Consider the following 21,024-nt stretch of genomic DNA (forward strand, 5'->3'; position numbering starts at 1 on the left):
ACTCGACATGTCACTGAGGTCGCTTAGCCTGCCGCTACGAGAGGTTGTCGTCAACAGCCTAGTGGCAACGAATCCATCCCTTTCTCGGTGTTCTATGCCGCAGGGCAAGGAGTATCACTCCTAAGAGATTGCCGATTCCGAGATCGGTGGAAACGCGAGTGGCGTTGGCCTCCTGTTTTAGCGCGGCCGCACGTCGGTCTTACCCCAGTAGCCTCGTCGTGAGGCGGGTGAGATTCTGCGGATATGAGTCGAGCGCACGCGGTCGCTCGGTGCTAGCAGTGAGGATTGATAGGCTCTGAGGCCTTCGCGGGGCCGTAGATGGCGTGGTCGCGTTCTTCGACGAAGGCCCAGTAGCGGTCGCCGTAGGACCAGTGCCACCACTCGGTCGGGTAGTTCACCAGGCCTGCCGAGGTGAGCACATCGGCCAGCAGCGTGCGGTTGGTGCGCGCCTCGCGGCTGATGTTGGTGGCGGCGAAGAAGCAGGCGCCGTCGCTCTGCTCGGGCGTCGCGTCGATCGGCGTACCGAGATCGAACGGGCCGTGCTCGCCGATCAGGGTGAGGTCGACGGCCGCGCCGGCGACATGCGGTGCGACCTCGACCGGCGACACGAACCGGCTCGCGAGGACATGCGCCTCGTCGTCCGAGATCCCCGGGTTGAGGACCTTCAGCTCGGCCTTGTAGCCCTCGTAGATCTCCCGCTGGCTCTCGATCGCGCGCAGCCCCTCGACCACGTGCAGCCGAATGCCGGTCGGCAGGAAGTTGTCCGCGACCGCGAGCTTGTCGGCCACACTCTCCCGGACGAACTGACGGCCCTCGGCGGAAATACCGCGACTGAAAAGATCGACCAGCGGCTCACCACTGTCGATCGCGGGGATCCTGGTGATCCGCTCGTCGCTCAGCAGCACGGTCATGGGGCCTCCCGGTCTGGACTGAGGAGCGAAGCGACGAGGGAAGACCGGGAGTTTAGCCCCATGACCCGCCGAGCCGGAGGCGAGGCCAAAAGCACTGTCATGCGGTGGGCTTTACCGCAGCTGTGCGGATCAGGTTGTCGACGACCTGGGCGTACGTCAGCCCGGCCGCCGCCCACATCCGCGGGAACTGCGACATCGCGGTGAAGCCGGGGAAGGTGTTGATCTCGTTGACCAGCGGCTTGCCGTCGGCCGGGACGAAGAAGTCCACCCGGGCCAGTCCCTGGCAACCGAGCGCGTCGAAGACCTCGAGCGCCGTACGCCGGAGCTGCTCGGTCAACTCAGGATCGGTCGGCGCCGGTACGACGAACTTGGTGGCCCCACTGTCGTACTTGGCGGCCGCGTTGAAGAACGGCTGATCGGGGTCGGCGTGGATCTCCAGCGCCGGCGCGACATCTACGCGACCGTCGGGGAACTCCATCACGGAGAGGTCGATCTCGCGGCCGTTGATCTCCTGCTCGACCAGGACATGCGGGTCCAACTCGGCCGCCACGGCCAGCGCTGCCTCGAGCGTCTGCAGGTCGGTGGCCCGGGTGACCCCGAAGCTCGAACCGCCGCTGCCCGGCTTGACGAAGACGGGGAACTCGATGTCGGCGGCCTTCAACCGCTGGATGACCGCCTCGGCGTCCTTGAGGTCCGCGCCGCGAACGGTGATCCCCGGCGTCACCGGGATGCCCTGCGCGCGCAGGATGCCCTTGGTCAGGTGCTTGTCGAGCCCGACGGCGCTCGCGGCCACACCGCTACCGACGTACGGGACGTGCAGTTGATCCAGGAAGCCCTGGATGACGCCGTCCTCGCCGCCCTCGCCGTGCAGCGCGGGGATCACCACGTCGCAGTCCTGCAGCAGCGCGATCGCCTCGGCCTGGCCGCCTTGCCAGTAGCCCTCGGGGTCGAGGACCAGCCGGACGACCTCGTGTCCGGACTCCTCCGCCGCCTCGGCGATGCCGCGCCCGCTCGCGAGTGACACCTCGTGTTCCGGGCTGGCACCGCCACTGATCACGACGACCTTCACCGCTGGGTCCCTTCGACGTAACGACGCGGGACGCGATTGCCGAGCCCGCAGTAGATTTCATGGGGAATGGTTCCGGCCCACCGGGCCCAGTCGTCGGCCGTCGGCTCGCCGGAATCACCGGTGCCGAAGACGATCACCGGCGTACCGGCCTCGAGCGGCATATCACCCGCGTCGATGACGAACTGGTCCATCGTGACCCGGCCGATGATCGGCATCCGGACGCCCCGGACGAGCACGCTGGCCCGGCCACCGGTGTTGCGCGGGATGCCGTCGGCGTACCCGATCGGGACCAGCGCGACCGTGGTGTCCCGCTCGGCGATGAAGTCATGGCCGTACGAGACGCCCTCGCCGGCCCGGATCCGGCGGACCTGGACGACCTTGCTGACGAACTGCATCGGCTGGCGCAGCCCGGCGTCGACTTCGTCGATGCCGAACACGCCGGCGCCGATCCGGACCATGTTGCAGTCCGGTGCGTCGAGGGTGAGCGCGCCGGAGGAGTTCGCCAGGTGCACGTACTCGGGGTCCAGACCCGCTCGGCGGGCCAGCGTGACGCCGGTGCGCAGGAGTTCTAGCTGCTTCTTGCTGTGCGACCCGTCCAGCTCGTCGCCGTGGGACAGGTGCGACCAGATGCCGCGGACCTTGAGCACGCCGAGCGACTCGTAGTGGGCAGCTGCGCGAGTCAGCTCGATCCACTGGTCGGGGGCGCTGCCGCCGCGGTGCATACCGGTATCGAGCTTGAGGTGCACGTTGTGCACGTTCGGCGCCGAGGCGATCTGCTGCAGCTCGGCGACGGTGGAGACGCTCACATCGATGTCCGTGAGCAGCAGCAGTTCGGAGGCGTCGTACAGCCAGATCATGATCGGCTCGGTGATACCGGCGGCGCGCAACTGGAGGGCCTCGTCGGCGCGAGCGACACCGAGCCAGGTGGCGCCGGCCTCGATCGCCGCGGTGGCGACCTGGACCGCGCCGTGGTTGAAGGCGTCGGCCTTGACGATGGCCATCACCTCGGTGCCCGGCCGGATCCGCTTGGCCAGGGTCTTCACGTTGTCCCGGACGACCGACAGGTCGATGACCGTCTCGGCCAGGCCCACGAAGGGGCGGACCGGGGCTGGTGCCAGGTTCATATCCGTCATTGTTGTGTCCGGCAACGAGCCGACGCATCGGATCGGGGGTGGATGTTCAGCGTGGCGAGCATACGACCGTGGTACGACACGACCATGGTTCGGCTCGTCCTTTCGCTCGGAGTTTTACCTACTCTTGTCCGACGCCGCCGCGATCCTTCCGGTTCGCACCCGGACAGAGTCTTAACGTTTCGTAGGCTGACCGGGTGGACGCAACCGATCATCTGAGGGACTCGCTCGCTGCGGCGGTCGCTCTGGGTAACCAATTCGGCGCACAGTGGAGCCGTGGGCGGCCGCAGAGTGCTGGTGACATCGAATCAGTAGAAGCCGTACTACGGCTCTCCTCCAAATTGTCTCAACTCGTGGATGACGACGCGCTGGCCGAATTCCAGGCCGGCGGGGCTCGTTTGTACGCCGCCCTGGCGCTGCTGGCCGATGGTTTCGTGGACGCCAGCGCCGGCCGGCTCAATGAGCTGCTGGAGGCTACTCGGGCCGCTCCACGGCTCACTCGCCCCTCCCCGCCCACCGACCTGAGTCAGGTTGGGGAGGCGCCCTGGCATCTGCACTTCGCCGCGTCCGGGGTCTCGCTGGCGAACGGCTGGCTGGCCGAGTTCGCCACCGCCGCCGCGATGCTGCTGGGCAGCTCGGAGTACGAGCTGTTGAAGCGCTGCGGAGCGGAGCGGTGTGACCTGCTCTTTCTGGATGCCACCCGCAACCACACCCAGCGGTTCTGCTCCACCCCGTGCCAGAACCGGACGAAGGTCGCGGCGTTCCGCGCTCGCGAGAGCTAGCTCACATTCAGCGAGGTCACAGTCCGCAGGGCTGTCGTGTCGTACAGGTGTAACCCGAAAACACGATGAAGGAGCCCCCCATGGACGCCCGTCTGAGCATCTTCGGCAACTCGACCGCGGACAAGCTCGTGAAGCACCTGGTCGGTGCCGGCATGGCGATCGCGCCGGCCCTGCCGTACACGACCCTGGAACTGGTCAACCTCCGCTGCAGCCAGATCAACGGCTGCGGCTTCTGCACCGACATGCACATCAAGGACGCTATCCACGCCGGGGAGTCGCAGCAGCGGCTCAACATGGTCAGCGTGTGGCGGGAGGCGACCTGCTTCACCGAGGCGGAGCGCGCCGCTCTGGAGCTGGCCGAGGAAGGTACCCGGATCGCGGATGCCGCCGGCGGCGTGAGCGACGAGGTCTGGGCGAACGCGGCCAAGCACTACGACGAGCAGCAACTGTTCGCTCTCACGGCCCAGATCGCGCTGATCAACACCTTCAACCGGCTCAACGTGATCACCCGGCAGCCTGCCGGCGACTACGTGGCCGGCCAGTTCAGCCACTGACGGCAGTGATCATCGTCGCCTCGGTCGACCAGCCGAGGTTCGTGTAGAGGTAACCGCCATCGGTCGTGGCCATCAGCAGACCGGTGGCGGCGCCGCGGTCCGTCGCTCGCCGGCTGAGCATGCTCATCACCACACTGCCCAGCCCGCGACGGCGATGGGCCGGGTCGGTGTGGATGTCGTGCAGGACGGCATCCTGGCCGACGATGGCAGCCATTCCGCGGGCCGCGACGTTGCCTTGGGTGTCGATGACCTTCGCGTACTCCAGTGGCCCGTCGCTCGAGGTCTCCAGCCTGTACTCCGGGGGCGCGGCCTTGTCGGGGTGCTCTGTGAGGTCGATGGTCATCAGGAGGCAGGGCTCGTCGAGGAGCTTGAGGCCGGCCTGCTCCAGTACTGCGGCTGTTGCCTGGGGCTGGTTGGTCGTCACGGTCAGCCAGACAACCTCCCCCTCCCTCGTTCCTTCCCCTGGGTTTTCACCTTTTGCGGTGGTGATCGCCAGGTCGTTCACGGTCTCGGCGTTGTCGGTCAGCGTGAACACCTCGCGGTCGCGGCCGGGGAGTCCGAGCGTCACCTCCAGCGCGGCGGGTCGGTCCAGCGGCGCGGCCAGTCCCCGGCAGAGGGTCCAGCCGTGCGCCCAGCGGCGTACGAGCTCGTCCATGCCTCTGATGGTAACTGCTTACTGGGTTTTAGTCAGTTACTTATCTGCCGAGGACGAAGGTCTGGATGGCGATCACGGCGGCGCCGCGGGCCCATTGCGTGAATGACGGGTCCTGCAGGATGAGCGGCGGTGGGATGGCGGCCGGGTGGCGGTCCTGCCGAAGGCCAGCCTGGAGCTCGTCCTGGGCGACGATCGCGAGCTGGACGCCCTCGCCGCCGAGCATCACCGCCTCGGGCATGGTGAAGTTGCTCGCCGCCGCGATCAGGCGGCCCAGGGCGTGGCCCGCGGCGCCGACCACCCGGCGGGCCTCGGGGTCGTCGTTCTTGGCCAGGTCGAGGCATTCGTCGTACTGGACCCGGCGGCCGAGCGCGGCGCTGATCTGGCTGGTGATCGCGTCCGTGGTGAGCAACGCGCTGGCGCAGCCGTGGTGGCCGCGGTCGCAGAGCGGGCCGTCCGGGTCGAGCGGGTAGTGGCCGATCAGGCCGAGGCCGGCTTCGGTGGTATCGACCAGTTTGTCGTGCACGACCAGGCCGTACCCGATCCCGGCGCCGATGGTGAGCAGGCAGAACCGGCTGATCCCGCGCCCGGCGCCGAACCAGTGGATCGCCTCGGTGACCGCGATGACATCGTTCGAGACGACCACCTGGACGTCGGTGCGATCGGCGAGGAGCTGCTGGAAGCTCACGTCCTCCCAGTCCAGGAAGTCACCGTGGATCACGTCCCCCGAGCCGCCGACGTGGCCGCCGACACTGACCCCGATACCGGTGATCCCCGGCCGGCCCGCGCTCAGCGACCGCGCGAGCTCGACCACGAGCTCGGCGACTTCCTCGGGGTCGTGGCTGGGCAGCGGCCGCTCCTCGGTCGCGATCACCTCGGCTCTGAGGGTGGTCAGCACCCCGAGCGCCGCATCCGCGGTCAACTTCACGCCGACGAAGTGATGCGAGGTCGGCACGATGTCCAGCGGCTGTGAAGGCCTGCCGACCCTGGGGTCCGCAGGTCCGCCCGGTACTTCGACCAGCAGCCCGGACTCCAGCATCGGCTTCGTCAACCGGGTCAGGCTCCCGGCGGACAACTCCAGCCGCCGCGTCAGCTCGGCCCGCGACAACGGGCCATCCAGCAGAATCTCCAGCGCAAGCCGATGCGACGGCCCGCTCAACGGCCGCCAGCTGCCCGCTCCCGCCGAATTCCCTCCCACTCCACCAGACCTTACCGTCGCAGCACGCCGGCGCACGGCAGCTCGGCGGTCGGGTCAGTGCGGGAGTTTGCGGGTGTCGATGAGTTGCTGGGCGACGTCGCGGAGTTTGGTGTTGGTGTCTTGGGAGTAGCGCTTGAGGATGGCGAAGGCGCGGTCGCCGTCGACGTCGAAGCGTTCCATCAGGATGCCCATGGCCTGGCCGACGAGTTTGCGGGCGTCGACGGCTTGGCTCATGGTTTCTTCGTGGCGTGCTGAGGCGACGGCTACTGAGGCGTGGCGGGCGAGGATGTGGGCGATGGCTTCGTCGTCCTCGCTGAAGGCGTCGGGCTCCGCGGAGTACAGGCCGAGTACGCCGACCGTCGCGCGGCCGGTCTCGCCCGTGGTCAACGGGACGTCCAGCACGCTCCGGACGCCGAGTCCTGCCACCTTCGCCGCCCACTCGGGCCAGCGCCCGTCGGTGCTGGTGTCGCGGATCAGTACCGGGATGCGATCGCGCAGTGCGGTGATGAGCGGGCCGGTGTCCGAGTTGATCTGCAGGTCGTACACGTCGGAGACGACCGGATCGGTGACCGCCGCGACCTCAGGCTTCTGTCCGCGGGTGGAGAGGGTGACTCCGGCGTACATGCAGTTCAGTGCTTGCAGGGCGAACTGGACGACCGCATCCACCGTCTCCTCGACGCCAGGCGCGTCGTGCAACTCGATGGCGAGCTGCGCGAAGGCGTCCGCAGACGTCGGCGCGGCAACCTCGAAATCAGCCATCCAGGGGCTCCAGACATGAGTGAACGTCAGGGGGCACCCCGTGGCTGGAGTGTTCCTCAGCGCACATCATGCAGGCTGGTTCGCCGGAAGTGTTAGCCGGATCCCAGGATTCTTCGACGACGTTTTCAGCGGTGCTCGACCTGGCAGTGCGGAAGGCCGGTCGAGGCGGGTGTGCAGACGACGTACGTGTTGTCGCCGGCCGAGGTGTCGCTGACCCAGGGCATCACCGATTCGCCTGCCAGCAAGGAATCCAGGGTCTGCAGTTCGGGGTCGCGCGGCTCCGGATGGTGACGATATCCGGCGGCGCCCAGGGCCAGCGCGACGGACATCGCGAGCAGGTTCGTCGCGGTCGGTTCGTCCGGTCGGCCGGAGTCGTCGGCCGGCTCGAGCCGGATCCCGTGATCAGGCACGTCCACGATCCGCGCAACATAGCTGTGAGTAGTCATGTGGCTGACAGTAGACCTCGTATTTTCTGGGATGCAAATCCCAGAAAGTCGGGTAGGGTGTCCGCATGACCGGTACGGCGAAGCTGACGCGGAAGGGTCGCGCGACCAAGGAGCGCATCGTCTCCGCGGCCGCCGACCTGATCTATGAGCACGGGGTCGCGGGCACGAGCATCGAGGATGTTCGGGCCGCCGCCGGTGTCAGCGGTTCGCAGATGACGCACTACTTCCAGGACAAACGCAGCCTGGTCGCCGACGTGGTCGACCATCAGGCGAAGGTCGTGATCGAGTTCCAGGCCGGGCCTGAGGTGGGTGTGCTCGACAGCTTCGCGGCATTGCGCGACTGGGCCGCGGACAACTTGCAACGTCAAGTGGACAAGGGCTGTGAGGGTGGCTGTCGGCTCGGTTCTCTCGCCGGCGAGGTGGTCGAGACCGACCTGTACGCGCGGGCCCGGCTTGCGATCGGCTTCGCGGAGTGGGAGCGGATGCTGCGGGAGGGCCTGCAGTTGATGTACGACCGCGGTGACCTACAGCCCCATGCCGACCCGGACAAGCTGGCGATGGCTCTGCTCGCCGCGCTGCAAGGTGGCACGTTGCTCACCCAGACCAAGCGGGATGCGGCTCCCCTGGCAGCGGCGCTCGATGCGATGCTGACCTACGTCGAGTCGTTCGCGACCGATCCGGCGGCGGTTGGACGGGGAGGACGGGATGGCTGACTTCTCGGGAGTGCTGAGCGGGCGGACGAACTGGACCAAGGAGTTCGCAGCGCCGATCAGGGACTTCCTGCGCACTGAATCGGGCAGTTCGGGTGTGCTCGCCGTCGCGATCCTGCTCGCCCTCGCCTGGGCCAACCTCGCGCCCGGCTCGTACGCGGACTTCTGGCACACCGACTTCTCCTTGGCGCTCGGTGGGCGTGAGCTTCAGATGACGTTGCAGGAGTGGGTGAACAGCGGGCTGATGACGCTGTTCTTCCTCGTGGTCGGATTGGAGGCGCGACGCGAGTTCGACCTCGGCGACCTGCGCGATCGAAGCCGCTTCGTCCTTCCGGTGGTGGCCGGGGTGGCGGGGATGGTGGCGCCGGTGCTGATCTACCTGGCGTTCAACCACGGCGGTGAGGGCGCGCAAGGTTGGGGTGTCGCGATGTCGACCGACACCGCGCTCGCACTAGGCCTGCTCGCGCTGGTCGGGCGAGGAGTGCCGGATCGCGTCCGGGTGTTCCTGCTGACCGTGTTCGTCGTCGACGATCTCATCGCGCTGCTGGTGATCGCGATCGTCTACAGCGAGAACATCTCACTGATGCCGTTGCTGATCGCGATCGTTGCCTTCGGCGTGCTCTTGGCCGCCAGCTTGCTCCACGTCCGCCAGGTCGGTGTTTACGTGGCGCTCGGCGTGGTCACGTGGGCTGCCTTGCTGACCAGCGGTGTCGACCCGGTGGTCGCGGGGCTGGCGATCGGGCTGACCGCATCGGCGTACTCGCCGGGGCGTGACGACCTGGAGCAGGCGAGCGGGCTGTTCCGGTTGTTCCGTGAGCAGCCGACGCCGGAGCTGGCGCGCAACGCGACGCTCGGGCTGACTTCGACACTCTCGCCGAACGCGCGACTCCAGCACTTCTACCACCCGTGGACGAGCTACCTGATCGTCCCGATCTTCGGCCTCGCCAACGCGGGCATCACGATCGACGGCGGTTTCCTCGCGCAGGCGTACCGGTCACCGATCACGCTTGGCATCCTGCTCGGCTACGTGATCGGCAAGCCGGTCGCGGTGATGGCCGCGTCCTGGGCGCTGACCCGCTTCACCGGCGGCCGATTGCGGCCGCAGGTCGGCTGGGCGGCGGTGGCGGGCAGCGGAACGATCGCCGGCATGGGGTTCACTGTCTCGTTGCTGATAGCAACGTTGGCGTTCGATGGCCGGGCGCTGACGGAGGCGAAGCTCGGGCTGCTGTCCGCGGTGGTCGTCGCCTCGGCCTTGACTTGGCTGATCTTCCAGGCTGCACGTCTCCTGTCGCCGGCGCGCAAGGCAGTCGCGATGCTCGGTGACGTGGACGAGTTGGTCGACCTGATGGAACCGGTCGATCCCGAGCGCGACCACATCCGCGGCCCGGAGTCGGCTTCGGTGACCTTGGTCGAGTACGGCGACTTCGAATGCCCGTACTGCGGGTTGGCGGAATCCGTCGTCCGCGACCTGCTGAAGGACGACGACCTCCGCTACGTCTGGCGTCACCTCCCGTTGACCGATGTGCACCCGCGTGCCCAGATCGCCGCCGAGGTCTCCGAGGCGGCCGCGGCCCAAGGCGCCTTCTGGGAGATGCACGACCTCCTGCTGGCCAACCAGGAGAACCTCAAGCCCGCCGACCTGATGTCCTACGCCGTGCAACTCGGCCTGGACAACGACCGCATCCATGACGAGGTCAAACGCCACGTAGCCGCCGCCCGAGTGGCCCAAGACGTCGAATCCGCCGACCTCAGCGGCGTCTCCGGCACTCCTACTTTCTTCGTCAATGGCCAACGCCACTACGGCGCGTACGACGTAGAAACCCTCAAAACCGCCATCAAAACCGCCCGAGCCCAAGCCAAGATCAAGAACACGACCCTCCCGCCCTTGGTCCGCCGCCGCCGAGCTCCCACCCCCTAACCCCCGAGCCTCCGCCCGCCCCTCAACCTCCGCCCGGCCCTCAACCTCCGCCCGGCCCTCAACCTCCGCCCGGCCCTCAACCTCCGCCCGGCCCTCAACCTCCGCCCGGCCCTCAACCTCCGCCCGGCCCTCAAGCTCGTCCCGTCCCGTCCCGCGGCCGCGGCCGCTCGCACGCCTGCCCCGCCCCCGCCCTCGCGCCTGCATGCACGCTCCGCCCCGCGGTCGCATGCATGCCCCGGCCGCCTGCTCGGTCGCGCGCCCAATCGCGCGCCCAATCGGGCGGCCGTGAGTGGGGCTTGGCGGTAATTGGTTGTGGTGGGTCTTTTCTGCCACTGGTCTGGTGGGGTGGGGGTCGGGGACGCTGGGGGCTCCAGGAGGTTGGGCGACGAGGGGAGTGGAGATGTCGACTGTGTTGGAGACTCCGCCTGCGGTGCAGGACGAGGCGATTGAGTACTTTGCGGGGAAGCTGCGGTTCGAGACGGATCCGTCGGATGTTGCGGCTGATATCGGGGCCGGGGTGACCGGGTGGGTGCTGGTCGACAGCCGGAGTCAGGAGAGCTGGGACCAGGGGCATGTTCCGGGGGCGATTCATCTGCCGACGAGGGAGATCGCGGCTCGGGCGGCGGACGTAGTACCGGCTGGTCTTCCGGTGGTCACGTACTGCTGGGGGCCCGCTTGCAATGGCGGTACTAAGGCGGCGCTGGAGTTCGCCAAGCTTGGTTATCCGGTCAAGGAGATGATCGGCGGCTTCGAGTACTGGACCCGCGAAGGCCTCCCGGTCGAGACGGCAGACGGCATCACCCGCCGCCAGTCAGACCCCCTGACAGCTCCCACCGGCATAGCCTGCGCCTGCTGACCCCACCGGTATCAGGTGCGCATGCTGACCCCCACCAGCCACCACGCCTGGCGATCCCTACGGCTTCCCGTCGACCCGCTCCGGTAAGCCCGTCCACTCCCCACCGAGCCGAACCCGGCGACCTTGAACACGATATGGCGGGCTTGAACATGTCAGAGCTTGTGCAAGGTCACCGCTAGATGTTCAAGGTGTTCGCTTGTTTCAAGCGGTAGCGGGGCGGGGCTCGAGTTAGGCGTGGGGGTTGGCCAGGTATTCGGCGTTGCCTCGGATGGCGGCTTCGTAGCGTTTGAGTTCGGGGGTGTCGATGCGGTCGGCGATGACGAGGAGCAGGGTTGCCAGGGCCTTGTCGTGGTGGCCGGCGGCGTGGTGGGTGAGGGCTTTGAAGACTCTGAGCGAGTCGGATTCGGGGAATTCCTGGCTGGCGGCCTTGAAGACCTCGAGCGACTCGTCGAAGCGGTCGAGGTTGCGCAGCGTGCTGCCGTACTGGAGCAGGCAGCGGCGTTTGATGTCGCCGGTCAGGCCGGGGAGCGCCTGCTCGTAGTACGGGAGTGCCTTCTCTTCCTGGCCGGCCGTGTCGTAGGAGCCGCCGACCTCGTAGAGCACATACGGGTTGCCCGGGTGCTTGGTCAGCAGGTCCTCGAAGAAGTCGATCGTCGGCTGCATGTTGTCCCGGTCCCGCCGGGAGAACGCCTCGTCGATGGTCGCGGCCAGTTCCGGCGTCAGGTCTTCGCTCACCCTCCCATCATGCCGCGCCGGAATGTCGAGCCTCGCGCGGCCGCTCCGACGTGGCGGGCATCGGATCGATCGAGAAGGAGTCAGCGATGACTGAAGCAGCGATGACTGAAGCAGGGTGGCCGCGGGGGATCCAGGCGATCACGGTGTTCGTGGAGGACCTGGCCGAGTGCAAGCGGTTCTTCGGGGAGGTGTTCGGGCTGCCGGTGGTGAACGAGGACGAGGAGTCGGCGCTGTACGCGTTCGGGGAGATATTCGTGAACCTGCTGGTGGCGTCGGCGGCGCCCGAGCTGATCGCCCCGGCACCGGTCGGTGGCGCCGACGCGGGACGGCGCTTCCAGTTCACCATCCCGGTCGATGACGTCGATGCCCTGTACGCCGAACTGGCGGGGCGCGGCGTCAAGTTCCTAAACGGCCCGCTCGACCGTCCGTGGGGAATCCGCAGCGCCGCCTTCGAGGACCCAGCAGGCCACGTCTGGGAACTAGCCGAGCCGAAACCGAAGCCGGAGTAGCTGCCAGGACCTCACCCGACTGCGGCCGGAGCAAGCGCCAGGACCTCGCCCCGCCGCGGCCGCAGTAGGCAGCAGCAGTTGGAGTAGGAGTAGGAGCTCAGAGGTCGAGGACTACCTCGCTGGCCGGTCTTGCGCAGCAGGGGAGGATCTGGCCGGCGGGGGCGGGTTCCAAGGGCTCTGGGCTGTAGGTCACCTCGCCGGAGATCAGTGGGGTGACACAGGTGTGGCAGACGCCCGTTCGGCAGGACCAGCGCGTCGGTACATCGCAGGCGTCGGCCAGGTCGAGCAGAGACGGCTGGCTGTCCGACCACGGCACGGACAGGCCGCTGCGAGCGAACGTGACCAACGGGCCGGTACCGGGCGTGCCCTCAGGTGGATGAGGCGGCACTGCGCGGCGGTCGGTGATGCCGGGGTTGATCGCTGCCAGTGTGCCGAACAGCTCCGTGTGGATCCGATCGCGCGCAATCCCCAAGCCGGCAAGGGTTTCTGTCATCTCGGTCATGAAGCCGGCCGGTCCGCAGATGTACGCCGTCGCCTCAGCCGGCAACCCGAGCTCCGCAAACTGATCAGCAGTCGGCCGCTTGCCCGTTGCCGTGTAGAACACCCGCTGATGCGCCAGCGGAAGACCGCTCAACAGCTGACCCGCCTCCGAGGCAAACGCCTGCTGAGCCTCGTCCCGCGCCACATGAATCCACCAAACTGCCCGGCTGGAGCTGGCTGGGGCGGCTGACTCGGCGGCGGCCTGTGGGTCGGCTTGTTCGGTGGCGAGGGCGTGGAGCATGGCTAGTACTGGGGTGATGCCTACGCCGGCTGAGACGAGGATGACTGGGCCGGGGTCGGCGGTTAGTACGAAGTCGCCGCGGGGTGCTGCTGCGTCGACCGTCATCCCGGGCTTGAGGTGGTCGTGGATGTAGCTGCTGACCAGGCCGTCGCGCTTCACGCTGATCCTGTACTCCGCAGCGCCCGGCGCTGACGACAGCGAGTAGCTCCGAACGGCCGGGAGAGCGTCGGAACCGGCCGCGAGCCGCAGCGTCAAGTACTGGCCGGCCTGGGCGGCAGGCAGCCCACCAGAGCCGTCCTCCGGCTGGAAGCAGACCGAGATGATCGAGCTGCTCTCCGGCACCACCGCAGTCACCCGCAACGGCCGGAACCCCGGCCAACCGACCGAGGAAGACTCCTCAGCCGCAGGCGCAGTGGCGTACTGGGCGGATAGGTCGCGGAAGGATTGTTGCCAGCCGGGGCTTAGGGCGGAGATGTTGAGGGAGCGCTGGAGTTTCGCCTCGTCGCGATTCGGGAGATAGAGCAGCGCATCGACATCCGCGACGCTCAGCGCCTCCGGGCCGACCTGCGTCCGGATGATCTCGTCGCCCGCCTCGACGCGACCCTCCTTGATCACCCGGAGGTAGAACCCCGGCCGGTGATGAGCGACCAGCAGCGACGGCAGCTCAGGCTCGCCGAGACGCATGCCAACGCGATAACACGTCACCCGCGGCTGCGTGACCTCGAACTCCGCCTCGCCGATCTGATACCGGTCACCGATGCAGACCTCGTCATCCGGCAACCCATCCACGGTGAAGTTCTCGCCGAACATCCCGTACGTGAGGTCCTCGCGCCCGAAGTGCTCCTTCCAGTGCGCGTACGAATCGAGCTGGTAGACCAGCACCGCGCGCTGCTCGCCACCGTGCCCGCCGAGATCGCCCTGCCCATCGCCGTCGACGTTCAGTCGACGAACCATCCGCGGCCCATCGACAGGCGCCTTGAAGACACCCGTATAGACCGTCCGGTCGTGCCAAGCCACGTCCTTCGGCAGACCGACGTTCAGAGACCGCAGCGTCGCCATCATCAGCTCCAGCTGTTGAGTACTGACCGAGTCGGATGGAAACGGACCGCCCGGCCCGTCTCGCCTTCCGCGTTCCAGTCGATTGTCGCCGTACCGGACAGATGCAGCGCCGTACCGGTCGCGAAGTCGAGGAAGAGCAACGAGGTAGTCGGGTCGACCGAGATGTTGCCGAGGCTGTTGAACATGTTGTTGCCCGGGAAGTCCGGCCACCACAGGTCCCCACCGTCGATGCGCACGAAGCCGGGTTCGCCGCCCTTGTGTGAGGTGTCAGCGCCGCGCGTGGGGTGCGCAGTACCGAGGAAGAAGGTATCCGCCGCCTCGATCAGAGCCGCCGCAGCCGCACTGAGCGACCCGTCGGTCACGATCGGCAGCGTCGCCGCCGGCTGGGTGACCTCGTGTGGATGGATGTACTGCGGACAGTTCCCGTAGGCCTGCTCCGCCGCTATCTCCAGCTCCCCGTCCGTACTGCGAACCAGCTCCCCATTGATCCGAACCCGTCGCCGCAACGCCAGATCGATCACCAGTACGCCGACCGGCTGCCACGCCGGTACTCCGTGCAACGGATCGCCCGCCCCAGGCGCAGCACCGATCGTCAATGTGCTCCCACTAGAAGCGAGAAACCCAGGCTGCCCGGAAAGACCGCTCGTCCACAGCCGCCCATCGCCGTCGCGCGCCGTGATCGCCACGAAGTCGCGCTGCGCCAGGAACTTCTGAGCGCCACCCTCGAGCGACGCCGGCCGCAGCATTCCCTCCAACCGGGCCGCGTCGTGGGCGACTCCGGCCTTCTCCTGGACCGCCAGCTCACCCTCGTGGAAGCCGATCATGACTGCCTCGTCTTCTCGTAGTGCCTGGCGACCCGAGTGCGGTTGCCGCACCGGCTGCCGATGCACCACTGCCGCCGCTTGTGCTCGGCGAGGAAGAGCATCGAGCAGTTCGGGTTCGCGCATCTCCGGAGCGTCTCCAGCCGGGCCGGATCGGTCATCAGCTCGATCGTCTCGCGCGCCATCATCGCGAGCGCCGCGTTCCCGCCGTACTCCGGATGCCAGCGCGTCTCGGCCTGCAACCCCTCGCCAGAAGCCACCATCCGCAGGCTCTGCGGCGCCCCGGCGACGGCCGCGTTGAGGTCGTCCACAGAGGTTGCCGACGGCAACCGATCGGTCAGGTGCGAGTCGAGCACCTCCCGTACTGCGGCCCGCAACCGGCGCACCGCGGCACCGTCCGGCACCGGTCCAGCCGGGAGCCGGCCCGCCTGCAACGACCACCAGCTCGCCAGCTGCTCCGGCGTCTCGATCAGATCCACCGGCGGACTGACTGCCAGTAGCTGCGTGTCCACCAGGTCGAGCGCCGCCAGCCGCTCGCCGCCCATGGCGAACCCGGCGGCCAACAGGTCGTCAACACTCGGACTCATGCTCATGAGGACATCTTACGCATTAGCTACGCCACAGATCAACCCTGTGCTTGGGGCTTGCGCAAACCAAGCTAACGGTTTTAACTTCATTTCAACATTAGCAACGAACGGAAGTGGAGAGCGATCATGGGACTGTCCTGGCAACAAGGACCACTGGGTGGCGGCGCGGTCGGTCGCTTCCTGACGCCGGAACCGCTGCCCGAGCGGCTGCTGTACGCCGAGCGTCTGCGGCGGCGGATGCGGGTCCGGTTCGGTGGCGAGTGGATCGCGGACAGCGAGGACGTGGTCCTGCTGCACGAGCCGGGGCGCTACCCGGTCGCGTACTTCCCGCGCCGCGACGTTCGCGCCGACGTGCTGTCGGGTGGCGAGCGGACGACGCAGCACCGCGACTTGGGCACGACCGCCTGGTTCACGGTGGGCGGCGGCGGCCGTGAGACGCAGCGGGCGGCTTGGGAGCACATCGATCTGCCCGCGTACGCCGGGGATCTGGCCGGCCGGGTCGCTTTTGCGTGGCGGGCGATGGATGCGTTCTACGAGGAGGACGAGCGGATCCTGGGGCACGCTGCGGACGCTTATCACCGGATCGACATTCGGAGGACGTCGCGGCATCTCGTAGTACGGGATGGGGATCGGGTGATCGCTGAGACGTCGCGGCCGGTGGTGCTGTACGAGTCGGGGTTCGCGCCGCGGTGGTACGTGCCCCGCGAGGACATCGTGGACGGCGAGCTCACGCCGGTCGACGGGCAGACCTTCTGCCCGTACAAGGGGTTGGCTGACTACTACGACATCGGTACTGCGAAGCGCGCGGCCTGGTCGTATCGCGAGGCCTACGACGAGGTCGGCCGGGTGTCGGATTTCGTGTCCTTCGAGGCCGACAAGGTCGAGGTGACGCTGGACGACGTACGGCTGCAGCCGGAGCCGGGGCAACAGGTCAAGCCGCACGGCATCGACCGCGGGCTCGACACCGACGAACTCATCTCGGTCGACTGAAAGGGATAGCGCGATGTCATTGGAAAACAAGACCGTGTTGGTCGTCGGCCGCGGTAGCGGGATCGCCCGGGCGACGGTGACGGCACTACTCGCGGCGGGTGCAAAGGTCGTGGCTGCTGGTCGCGATCAGGAGGTGCTGGCGGCGGCGTACAAGGGAACTGCTGTCGAGACGGCGACGGTGGATCTCAATGACGAGGCGTCGATCGCCGCGCTCGCCGAATCGATCGAGGTCGACCATGTTGTCTCCACTGCGTCGGCGCGGGCTCGCGGGCTGGTCGCTGAGCTGACGCCGGCCGCGATGCTCGGGTCCTTCCAGACCAAGGTGATCGGCCCGATCCTGCTGGCCAAGCACTTCGCGCCGCGGCTGCCGACCGACGGCTCGTTCGTCTTCTTCTCCGGGCATTCCGCACGTAAGTCGCACCCCGGGATGCTCGCGGTCGGCGCGACCAACGCGGCCGTGGATGCGGTCGCCCGATCGCTCGCGGTCGAACTCGCGCCGCTCCGCGTGAACGCCGTCTCGCCCGGCACCATCGACACCGGCGCGTACGACGGCCTCGGCGAGGCAGCCAAAGCCGAGCTCTTCGCCCATCGGGTCGCAGAGAACCCCGTCGGCCGCCTGGGCACCGCGGAAGACGTCGCCGGCGCTGTCATCTTCGCCCTCACCAGCACCTTCGTCACCGGTACTTCGGTAGCGGTCGACGGCGGCGAACCGATCGTCTGAGGAGACCCAGCCATGTCCCACGAACCCGCAGTCATCGTCGGCGAGATGCTCTTCGAACTGGTCCCGTTGCCGGTCACTGACATCGACCGAGCCAAAGCCTTCTACGGCGACCAACTCGGCTTCGAGCTGGACGTCGACGTCAGCCCGGTGGACGGCGTACGGATCGTCCAGTTCACCCCGCCCGGCTCGTACTGCTCGATCAAGCTCTCCACCGGCATCCCCGAGGTCGAGATGCCCGCCGGCTCCCTCCGCGGCTTGCACCTCATCGTCGCCGACATCGAGGCAACCCGCGAGGCGCTGATCGCCCGAGGCGTCGATGTGAAGCCGATCGAAGAGGTGCGCGGCGTCTACTTCGCCTACTTCTCCGACCCCGACGGCAACACCTGGACCCTCCAGCACCTGCCGTGGCGCAAGTGAGCGTCGCGGTGGTCCCGATCGACAGGTAGTGCACCGCCGAGACGCCGTACGCAGCGAGTCGTTTCAGTCTGGGGGTGCACTAGCTGATCGGGACTACGTCCTGTCGACCGGGACAAAGTCGTCCGCCAGCCCGCCCTGTCGCCGAGTCGGGAGCCGGCGGAGAGCCGCGTCAGCTGAGTTTCGAGACCTGGTAGTGGGCGATCTTCCAGGTGTTGTTGTTGCTGTGGGCAAGGATGCTCAGGTTGACGTCTAGTGTGGGGCGGTCGACGAAGGAGAAGGCGACTTTGAGGTAGCCGAGGATGAGGTCGTCTGAGAGTTGCCTGGTCTCGAGGATTTCGTAGTCGGCCTTCATACCGAGGGGTTGTGACGCGTAGTACTCGGCTACGCCGGCGGGACCGACGCTGTACGGGTGCAGGCCTTGGAAGATTGCGTCGTCGGTGAAGACCTTGGCGACGGCGTCCGGGTCGTGGGCGTCTACGCCGGCCTTCCACTGGTCGAGGACGGTACTGAGGATGCTGCTGGTGTTCATGCTTGGAGCTCCTTGAGGTGAACCCGGCTCGGTAGCGGGCCGAGGTGGTGCGGGAAGTGGTGTCTGAGGGCGCCGGCAGCGACTGCTGCCAGTGTGACGATGGCGGCGGCGATGAGTAGCGCCTGGTGGTAGCCGTTGTGGAGAAGTGGTGTGACGGCCAGCGGGCCGATGATCTGTCCGATGCTGTAGCCGGTGGTGAGGATGGCGACGGCGCGTGGAACTTGGAGATGTGCGCCGATGGCCAGAGTCATGCCGCAGATGCCCAGGAAGGTTGCCCCAAACAGCGTTGCTGACAGCAATGCTGGGATCGTGCCGCCGCTCAGGACGGGCAGGGCCAAGCCGATGGCCTGCAGGATCAGAGCGGTGACGAGCAGGGTCGGGCGCGACCAGGTGCGGCTCAGCCAGGCCCAGAGTGCAGTGGACGGTATGGCGGCGAGGCCGACCAGGACCCAGGCGGTGCTGCCGATCGGGCCGGTGGTCGTTTGGTTGATAGCGGCAACCAGAAACGTACCGGCGATGACGTAGCCAACGCCTTCGAGGGAGTAGCTCACGAGAAGCGCTCCGAACCAGCGCGGACTGTTGGCGGCGACCTGTGACGGTTGGGTGGTTTCGCCCGACGGACGGAGTTGCCAGGCCGGAACGGCGATTGCCAACGAAAGTGCTGCGGCTGTCCACCAGGCGTCTTGCCACGTATGGATGATGAGGACGGCAAGGCCCGACAACGCGATCCCTGCGCCGATTCCGCCGAGTGCCCAGCCGATCAGGTGATGCGCCGGGCTGTGGAGGAGTGCGCTGGTGGCGATCACGAAGATGAGGGCACTGGCTATTCCTGCCAGCAACCTCAGTACGAGCCAACCGCCGGCCGGCATCAGGGCGAGTGTTGCGATCAGGGTCAGGAGCGCCAATCGCAGTACGAGCTGGGACCTGGGCACCACGATGGCGATGAGAGCCCCGATCAGGTAGCCGACGTAGTTGGCGGTCGCCAGGTGGGCGCCGGTTGTCGCCGACATCCCCGCCTGCGCCTGCATCAGCGGCAGGATCGGGGTGTAGACGAACCGCCCGATTCCCATCCCGACCGCCAATGCCGCGCCCACCTGGCCCGCCTTCATCTCGCGCTTCCTCTCGAGGTCAGTGTCCGGCGCTCTGGCCGCCGTCGACGTGCAGGATCTCGCCGGTCACGAACGGCGCCTCTTCGAGGTAGGTGACGGCCCCGACGACGTCGGAGATCTCGCCCATCCGGCCGACCGGGTGCAGGCCCGCCAGTACTTCGTGAGTCTCTTCCGGATGCATCGGCGTCCGCATGATGCCGGGGGAGACCGTGTTGACCCGGATACCGCGACCGGCGTACTCGATCGCCAGGGACCGCGTGACGGCGTTGAGCCCGCCCTTGGTCAGCGATGCGAGGGCGGACGGCACGTTGGAGTTGGCGTGGTCGACCAGCGCCGTCGAGATGTTCACGATGTGGCCGCCGTCTCCGGTTGCGAGCATCGCCTGGACAGCGCGCCGGGTGAGCTCGAAGAAGCCGCGCAGGTTCACGCCGGTGACGAGGTCGAACTCCTCGTCGGTGTAGTCGGTGAACGGCTTGGCGATGAAGACGCCGGCGTTGTTGATCACGGTGTCGATCCGGCCGAACGCCTCAAGGCCCTGCTCGATGATCCGGTTGCCGACGCCCGGGGTGGCGATGTCGCCGGCCACGGCCAGTACCAGCGGGTCGTCGGAGGGCTGGATGGAGCGCGAGTTGGCCACCACGGCGTACCCGAGCTTGCGGTATGCGGTCACCAGCCCCGCGCCGAAGCCCTGCGATGCGCCGGTGACGACTGCGACTTTCTGGGTACTCACAGCTTGCTCTTCTCTCTGTGTTCTTCGGGGAGAGCGATCGTTCTCCGTGCCTCGATACTGGCTCGGCGCCAGCGGCGTTTCCACGACTTGTTGCCTCCCTGCTGGGAGGCAACGCCTACGATCGAGGGATGGAACTGCGACAGCTCCGCTACTTCGTCGCGGTGGCCGAGGAGCTGAACTTCGGCCGCGCTGCCGCCACCCTGCACATCGCCGGCCCGTCGCTGTCGCAGCAGATCAAGGCGCTCGAACGCGACCTCGGCATCAAGCTGTTCGACCGCGACCGCCGCTCGGTCACCCTGACCCCGTCCGGCGAGGCGCTCGTGGCGCCGGCCCGGGACCTCCTCAAGCAGGCCGATGAACTCCGCCGCTCAGCTGTCGGCCTGGCCAAGGCCGAACCGGTCCGCCTCGGCTACGTCAGCTGGCATCCGCCGGACCTGATCACCCGCGTCTCCGGCATCGCCCAACTCCGCATCGACGCCTGGGTGCTGCCGTCGCACACGCAGGCCGCCCGGGTCGCCGACGGCAGCGTCGACCTGGCCATCGCCTGGATCAAGACCTCCGCCTTGGCCGAGCTCAACCTCGAGGCCCGCTTCCTCGGCGCCGACCGCCTGTACGCCGTATCGCCAGGCGCCGACGATTCGCCGGTACTCGCGAAGGACGTCATCATCCTGGTGGACTCCGACATCGCCACCTGGTCCTCGTGGAACGACTACGCGGAGGAGCTCGCCCGAGCCACCGGAGCCCGACTCGAGTACGTCGACGACGGTGGGATGACCGGCCCGGCCTTCCACGAGCACGTCCGCCGACTCCGCCGCCCCGTCCTCAACAACCCGAAGCGCACCACCACCCCAACGCCGCCCGACCTCACCGAACGCCCAGTCACCGACCCGGCCCCGTACTGGACCTGGTCCCTCCTGTCCCGCGCGTCCGACCCCCGCACAGCGGTCCAATCCACCATCCACGCGCTGACGGATGACGTCCCACCGCTCTGCGCCGACCTCTCCGCGTGCTGGCTCCCGGTCGAGGATCCCTACCGGTAGGTCCGTACGAC

At 67.6% G+C, this 21,024-nt stretch carries 24 protein-coding genes; 10 read left to right on the top strand and 14 right to left on the bottom strand.

Translation table 11 applies throughout. The features are described from left to right. Positions 1 to 272: 272 nt before the first annotated feature. The 3 genes from OHA70_RS16155 to alr form a co-directional block, all read right to left on the bottom strand. Positions 273 to 911: a M15 family metallopeptidase gene (locus OHA70_RS16155; RefSeq protein WP_328333283.1), complete on the bottom strand. Its 639-nt coding sequence runs from the start codon at positions 909 to 911 to the stop codon at positions 273 to 275. 97 nt (positions 912 to 1,008) lie between these two features. Continuing rightward, positions 1,009 to 1,980, bottom strand: coding sequence for a D-alanine--D-alanine ligase family protein (locus tag OHA70_RS16160; protein WP_328333285.1), 972 nt, complete (start codon positions 1,978 to 1,980; stop codon positions 1,009 to 1,011). Continuing rightward, positions 1,977 to 3,104 (bottom strand): alanine racemase, encoded by a 1,128-nt coding sequence (gene alr / locus OHA70_RS16165; RefSeq protein WP_328333287.1) that lies wholly within the window; start codon positions 3,102 to 3,104, stop codon positions 1,977 to 1,979. Before alr ends, OHA70_RS16160 begins: the two co-directional genes overlap by 4 nt. Before the next feature lie 203 nt (positions 3,105 to 3,307). Here alr and OHA70_RS16170 point away from each other — a divergent pair, with 203 nt between their 5' ends. Both OHA70_RS16170 and OHA70_RS16175 read left to right on the top strand, forming a co-directional pair. Further along, positions 3,308 to 3,892, top strand: coding sequence for a CGNR zinc finger domain-containing protein (locus OHA70_RS16170; protein WP_328333289.1), 585 nt, complete (start codon positions 3,308 to 3,310; stop codon positions 3,890 to 3,892). A gap of 80 nt (positions 3,893 to 3,972) precedes the next feature. Next, entirely contained in the window at positions 3,973 to 4,446 is a 474-nt protein-coding gene (locus tag OHA70_RS16175) for a carboxymuconolactone decarboxylase family protein (RefSeq protein ID WP_328333291.1), read from the top strand. On the opposite strand, the gene OHA70_RS16180 is transcribed toward OHA70_RS16175, so the two are convergent. From OHA70_RS16180 to OHA70_RS16195, 4 genes are all read right to left on the bottom strand, one after another. Next, positions 4,436 to 5,101, bottom strand: coding sequence for a GNAT family N-acetyltransferase (locus OHA70_RS16180; protein WP_328333293.1), 666 nt, complete (start codon positions 5,099 to 5,101; stop codon positions 4,436 to 4,438). The genes OHA70_RS16175 and OHA70_RS16180 overlap by 11 nt on opposite strands. A 40-nt stretch (positions 5,102 to 5,141) precedes the next feature. Further along, a complete protein-coding gene (locus OHA70_RS16185) occupies positions 5,142 to 6,296 on the bottom strand; it encodes an ROK family transcriptional regulator (protein WP_328333295.1) in 1,155 nt (384 codons plus the stop codon). Between the two features lie 54 nt (positions 6,297 to 6,350). Next, the gene (locus tag OHA70_RS16190; protein WP_328333297.1) at positions 6,351 to 7,055 is read right to left on the bottom strand and encodes a GAF and ANTAR domain-containing protein; all 705 of its coding nucleotides are present in this window, start codon (positions 7,053 to 7,055) and stop codon (positions 6,351 to 6,353) included. A 125-nt stretch (positions 7,056 to 7,180) separates the two neighbouring features. Then, a complete protein-coding gene (locus OHA70_RS16195; RefSeq protein ID WP_328333299.1) occupies positions 7,181 to 7,501 on the bottom strand; it encodes a hypothetical protein in 321 nt (106 codons plus the stop codon). 65 nt (positions 7,502 to 7,566) lie between these two features. Between OHA70_RS16195 and OHA70_RS16200 the strand changes: the two genes are divergently transcribed. From OHA70_RS16200 to OHA70_RS16210, 3 genes are all read left to right on the top strand, one after another. Continuing rightward, positions 7,567 to 8,214: a TetR/AcrR family transcriptional regulator gene (locus tag OHA70_RS16200; protein WP_328333301.1), complete on the top strand. Its 648-nt coding sequence runs from the start codon at positions 7,567 to 7,569 to the stop codon at positions 8,212 to 8,214. After that, positions 8,207 to 10,129 carry a Na+/H+ antiporter NhaA gene (nhaA, locus tag OHA70_RS16205; protein ID WP_328333303.1) on the top strand — a complete coding sequence of 641 codons (1,923 nt, stop codon included), beginning with the start codon at positions 8,207 to 8,209 and terminating at the stop codon, positions 10,127 to 10,129. The genes OHA70_RS16200 and nhaA overlap by 8 nt, the downstream gene beginning before the upstream one ends. A gap of 400 nt (positions 10,130 to 10,529) precedes the next feature. After that, positions 10,530 to 10,985 carry a rhodanese-like domain-containing protein gene (locus OHA70_RS16210; RefSeq protein WP_328333305.1) on the top strand — a complete coding sequence of 152 codons (456 nt, stop codon included), beginning with the start codon at positions 10,530 to 10,532 and terminating at the stop codon, positions 10,983 to 10,985. A 228-nt stretch (positions 10,986 to 11,213) separates the two neighbouring features. On the opposite strand, the gene OHA70_RS16215 is transcribed toward OHA70_RS16210, so the two are convergent. Continuing rightward, positions 11,214 to 11,720: a tetratricopeptide repeat protein gene (locus OHA70_RS16215; protein ID WP_328333307.1), complete on the bottom strand. Its 507-nt coding sequence runs from the start codon at positions 11,718 to 11,720 to the stop codon at positions 11,214 to 11,216. A gap of 86 nt (positions 11,721 to 11,806) precedes the next feature. Between OHA70_RS16215 and OHA70_RS16220 the strand changes: the two genes are divergently transcribed. Beyond that, positions 11,807 to 12,229 carry a VOC family protein gene (locus tag OHA70_RS16220; RefSeq protein WP_328333309.1) on the top strand — a complete coding sequence of 141 codons (423 nt, stop codon included), beginning with the start codon at positions 11,807 to 11,809 and terminating at the stop codon, positions 12,227 to 12,229. A 97-nt stretch (positions 12,230 to 12,326) separates the two neighbouring features. Here the strand turns inward: OHA70_RS16220 and OHA70_RS16225 are convergent, their stop codons facing one another. From OHA70_RS16225 to OHA70_RS16235, 3 genes are read right to left on the bottom strand one after another with little or no spacing between them, the layout of a single operon-like run. Beyond that, a complete protein-coding gene (locus tag OHA70_RS16225) occupies positions 12,327 to 14,069 on the bottom strand; it encodes an MOSC and FAD-binding oxidoreductase domain-containing protein (RefSeq protein ID WP_328333312.1) in 1,743 nt (580 codons plus the stop codon). A gap of 2 nt (positions 14,070 to 14,071) precedes the next feature. Beyond that, entirely contained in the window at positions 14,072 to 14,893 is an 822-nt protein-coding gene (locus OHA70_RS16230; protein WP_328333314.1) for a pyridoxamine 5'-phosphate oxidase family protein, read from the bottom strand. Next, the gene (locus OHA70_RS16235; RefSeq protein WP_328333316.1) at positions 14,890 to 15,483 is read right to left on the bottom strand and encodes a CGNR zinc finger domain-containing protein; all 594 of its coding nucleotides are present in this window, start codon (positions 15,481 to 15,483) and stop codon (positions 14,890 to 14,892) included. The genes OHA70_RS16230 and OHA70_RS16235 overlap by 4 nt, the downstream gene beginning before the upstream one ends. Before the next feature lie 120 nt (positions 15,484 to 15,603). On the opposite strand from OHA70_RS16235, the gene OHA70_RS16240 reads away from it, so the two are divergent. From OHA70_RS16240 to OHA70_RS16250, 3 genes are read left to right on the top strand one after another with little or no spacing between them, the layout of a single operon-like run. After that, positions 15,604 to 16,467 (top strand): DUF427 domain-containing protein, encoded by an 864-nt coding sequence (locus tag OHA70_RS16240; RefSeq protein ID WP_328333318.1) that lies wholly within the window; start codon positions 15,604 to 15,606, stop codon positions 16,465 to 16,467. A 13-nt stretch (positions 16,468 to 16,480) separates the two neighbouring features. Then, positions 16,481 to 17,188, top strand: coding sequence for an SDR family oxidoreductase (locus OHA70_RS16245; RefSeq protein ID WP_328333320.1), 708 nt, complete (start codon positions 16,481 to 16,483; stop codon positions 17,186 to 17,188). Between the two features lie 12 nt (positions 17,189 to 17,200). Next, positions 17,201 to 17,605 (top strand): VOC family protein, encoded by a 405-nt coding sequence (locus tag OHA70_RS16250; protein ID WP_328333322.1) that lies wholly within the window; start codon positions 17,201 to 17,203, stop codon positions 17,603 to 17,605. Between the two features lie 169 nt (positions 17,606 to 17,774). On the opposite strand, the gene OHA70_RS16255 is transcribed toward OHA70_RS16250, so the two are convergent. Genes OHA70_RS16255 through OHA70_RS16265 form a run of 3 tightly spaced genes read right to left on the bottom strand, consistent with a single transcriptional unit; the run spans position 17,775 to position 19,973 of the window. Next, positions 17,775 to 18,134 (bottom strand): YybH family protein, encoded by a 360-nt coding sequence (locus tag OHA70_RS16255; RefSeq protein WP_328333324.1) that lies wholly within the window; start codon positions 18,132 to 18,134, stop codon positions 17,775 to 17,777. After that, a complete protein-coding gene (locus tag OHA70_RS16260; RefSeq protein ID WP_328333326.1) occupies positions 18,131 to 19,243 on the bottom strand; it encodes a YbfB/YjiJ family MFS transporter in 1,113 nt (370 codons plus the stop codon). Before OHA70_RS16260 ends, OHA70_RS16255 begins: the two co-directional genes overlap by 4 nt. Before the next feature lie 19 nt (positions 19,244 to 19,262). Beyond that, on the bottom strand, positions 19,263 to 19,973 hold the full coding sequence (locus OHA70_RS16265; RefSeq protein WP_328333328.1) for an SDR family NAD(P)-dependent oxidoreductase: 711 nt from the start codon (positions 19,971 to 19,973) through the stop codon (positions 19,263 to 19,265). A 128-nt stretch (positions 19,974 to 20,101) separates the two neighbouring features. Between OHA70_RS16265 and OHA70_RS16270 the strand changes: the two genes are divergently transcribed. Further along, a complete protein-coding gene (locus tag OHA70_RS16270) occupies positions 20,102 to 21,013 on the top strand; it encodes a LysR family transcriptional regulator (RefSeq protein WP_328333330.1) in 912 nt (303 codons plus the stop codon). Positions 21,014 to 21,024: the final 11 nt, after the last annotated feature.

This window comes from Kribbella sp. NBC_00382, from assembly GCF_036067295.1.
Lineage (GTDB): Bacteria > Actinomycetota > Actinomycetes > Propionibacteriales > Kribbellaceae > Kribbella.

What these genes read in the sequence shown, in the direction of transcription:
- OHA70_RS16235 (WP_328333316.1), bottom strand. Translation starts at nt 15,483, where the DNA reads ATGAGCATGAGTCCGAGTGTTGACGACCTGTTGGCCGCCGGGTTCGCC.
- OHA70_RS16155 (WP_328333283.1), bottom strand. Translation starts at nt 911, where the DNA reads ATGACCGTGCTGCTGAGCGACGAGCGGATCACCAGGATCCCCGCGATC.
- OHA70_RS16210 (WP_328333305.1), top strand. Translation starts at nt 10,530, where the DNA reads ATGTCGACTGTGTTGGAGACTCCGCCTGCGGTGCAGGACGAGGCGATT.
- OHA70_RS16260 (WP_328333326.1), bottom strand. Translation starts at nt 19,243, where the DNA reads ATGAAGGCGGGCCAGGTGGGCGCGGCATTGGCGGTCGGGATGGGAATC.
- OHA70_RS16200 (WP_328333301.1), top strand. Translation starts at nt 7,567, where the DNA reads ATGACCGGTACGGCGAAGCTGACGCGGAAGGGTCGCGCGACCAAGGAG.
- nhaA (WP_328333303.1), top strand. Translation starts at nt 8,207, where the DNA reads ATGGCTGACTTCTCGGGAGTGCTGAGCGGGCGGACGAACTGGACCAAG.
- OHA70_RS16250 (WP_328333322.1), top strand. Translation starts at nt 17,201, where the DNA reads ATGTCCCACGAACCCGCAGTCATCGTCGGCGAGATGCTCTTCGAACTG.
- OHA70_RS16175 (WP_328333291.1), top strand. Translation starts at nt 3,973, where the DNA reads ATGGACGCCCGTCTGAGCATCTTCGGCAACTCGACCGCGGACAAGCTC.
- OHA70_RS16255 (WP_328333324.1), bottom strand. Translation starts at nt 18,134, where the DNA reads ATGAACACCAGCAGCATCCTCAGTACCGTCCTCGACCAGTGGAAGGCC.
- OHA70_RS16195 (WP_328333299.1), bottom strand. Translation starts at nt 7,501, where the DNA reads ATGACTACTCACAGCTATGTTGCGCGGATCGTGGACGTGCCTGATCAC.
- OHA70_RS16270 (WP_328333330.1), top strand. Translation starts at nt 20,102, where the DNA reads ATGGAACTGCGACAGCTCCGCTACTTCGTCGCGGTGGCCGAGGAGCTG.
- OHA70_RS16180 (WP_328333293.1), bottom strand. Translation starts at nt 5,101, where the DNA reads ATGGACGAGCTCGTACGCCGCTGGGCGCACGGCTGGACCCTCTGCCGG.
- OHA70_RS16230 (WP_328333314.1), bottom strand. Translation starts at nt 14,893, where the DNA reads ATGATCGGCTTCCACGAGGGTGAGCTGGCGGTCCAGGAGAAGGCCGGA.
- OHA70_RS16225 (WP_328333312.1), bottom strand. Translation starts at nt 14,069, where the DNA reads ATGGCGACGCTGCGGTCTCTGAACGTCGGTCTGCCGAAGGACGTGGCT.
- OHA70_RS16245 (WP_328333320.1), top strand. Translation starts at nt 16,481, where the DNA reads ATGTCATTGGAAAACAAGACCGTGTTGGTCGTCGGCCGCGGTAGCGGG.
- OHA70_RS16220 (WP_328333309.1), top strand. Translation starts at nt 11,807, where the DNA reads ATGACTGAAGCAGCGATGACTGAAGCAGGGTGGCCGCGGGGGATCCAG.
- OHA70_RS16190 (WP_328333297.1), bottom strand. Translation starts at nt 7,055, where the DNA reads ATGGCTGATTTCGAGGTTGCCGCGCCGACGTCTGCGGACGCCTTCGCG.
- alr (WP_328333287.1), bottom strand. Translation starts at nt 3,104, where the DNA reads ATGAACCTGGCACCAGCCCCGGTCCGCCCCTTCGTGGGCCTGGCCGAG.
- OHA70_RS16240 (WP_328333318.1), top strand. Translation starts at nt 15,604, where the DNA reads ATGGGACTGTCCTGGCAACAAGGACCACTGGGTGGCGGCGCGGTCGGT.